This is a genomic window from Halorubrum sp. SP9, assembly GCF_005435015.1.
GTDB classification, from domain to species: domain Archaea; phylum Halobacteriota; class Halobacteria; order Halobacteriales; family Haloferacaceae; genus Halorubrum; species Halorubrum sodomense.
Map to the genome: position 1 here is coordinate 1 of NZ_SGXU01000371.1, position 459 is coordinate 459.

Here is a 459-nt window from a genome sequence, read left to right on the forward strand (position 1 = left end):
AAGCAACCCAAATCATCGAGTACCTCAACAAGCACGAGTACGCGACCCTCCGTCACGTCATCGTCCTGCTCCTCTGGAAGACCGGGATGCGTCGGAGTTCCCTGTACGCGCTCGACACGGACGACTTTGAGGACGGGAGCAGGCCCTACCTCCGCGTTCGTCACCGTCCGGAGACCGAGACCCCGCTCAAGAACAAGGGCAAAGGCGAGCGCGACATTCGCATCAGTGACGAAGTCGCCGCGGTCCTCCGTGACTACTTCCGCTTCAACCACCCGGGCGGCGAGGACGAACACGGACGGACGCCGCTGTTGATGTCGAGCCACGGGAAGCGGTGCGAACCGACGACGATTCAGCGGAACATCTACACCGCGACTCGACCGTGCCACTACACCGGGGAGTGCCCGATGAGTCGCGACTTACCGGAGTGCGAGGCGACCTCCTACAACACCGCGAGCAAGT

General features: G+C 62.7%; 1 protein-coding gene. It reads left to right on the forward strand.

Translation table 11 applies throughout. The features are described from left to right. Positions 1-459 (forward strand): tyrosine-type recombinase/integrase (locus EXE45_RS17915; RefSeq protein WP_158294337.1); only part of this gene is annotated, 459 nt, incomplete at both ends.